Annotated in this window: 1 protein-coding gene; it reads left to right on the forward strand. The window is 56.6% G+C overall.

The features are described 5' to 3' along the window. Window positions 1-1,084 (forward strand): molybdopterin dinucleotide binding domain-containing protein (locus tag Q0314_RS06815; protein ID WP_298057727.1); only part of this gene is annotated, 1,084 nt, incomplete at both ends.

Here is a 1,084-nt window from a genome sequence, read left to right on the forward strand (position 1 = left end):
ATCGAGCGCAACGGCAAAAAGTACGTCATGCCGCACATCCGCGTGATGTTTAACGCCAACGGCTCGACCTTCACCCGCCACCCGGACACCAACCGCGCTGTCGAGGCGATGAAAAAGATAGAGGCGATCATCACCACCGAGCCCTTTTGGACGAGTACGGCAAGACTCAGCGACATCGTGCTGCCAGCTGCTCTTGAGTGCGAACGCACGGATATCGAGTTTGCAAACTCTACTAGCGAATACCTTTTTGCGATTAAACCGCTAGTAAAGCCCGCAGGCGAGAGCAAGAGCGACTTTGAGATCGCGCGGCTCATCTGCGCGCAGTGGGGCGAGGAGTACGAGCAGGCCTTTAGCGAGGGCAAAACGGAGCTTGAGTGGGTGAAGGAAATTTACGCCGACGCTGTCGCAAAAGCCGAAGGCATGGGAGTGGCGATGCCTAAATTTGAGGAGTTTTGGCAAAAGGGCTACGTTAAATTTGATAAGATCGACGAGAAAAAGCGATATTTTACAAACTACGCGGACTTTCGCGCCGATCCCGAGAAAAACGCGCTAAAAACGCCGTCGGGCAAGATCGAGCTATACTCCGAAGCGGTCGAAAAGCTAGGCTATCCCGACTGCCCGCCGCACGCGACGTGGATGGAGCCGTTTGAGTGGCTGGGCGGCGACGTGAGCAAGTATCCTATCGCCATCAGCGGCGCGCACTCTAAATTTAGGCTCCACTCGCAGCTAAACAGCTCGCTCATACGCAACTACGCTGAGATCGCGGGCCGCGAACCCGCGCTCATCAGCCCTGCTACGGCAAAGGCGCGCGGCATAAAAACGGGCGACGTGGTGAGGATATACAACGACCGAGGCGAGATCCTCTGCGGCGCGCTGGTGAGCGAGCGAGCGCAAGATAACGTCGTGATCGTAAGCGAGGGCGCGTGGTACGATCCGGCCGTCTGGGGCGAGAAAAGCCTTTGCAAACACGGCAACATAAACGTGCTAACCAAGGACGTGCCTAGCTCGCAGCTCTCGCAAAGCAACACCGCGCACACGAGCATGGTGCAGATCGAGAAATTTAAAGGCGAACTGCCGAGCGTAA

The organism is uncultured Campylobacter sp., from assembly GCF_938040115.1.
In the GTDB taxonomy this organism is placed as follows: domain Bacteria; phylum Campylobacterota; class Campylobacteria; order Campylobacterales; family Campylobacteraceae; genus Campylobacter_A.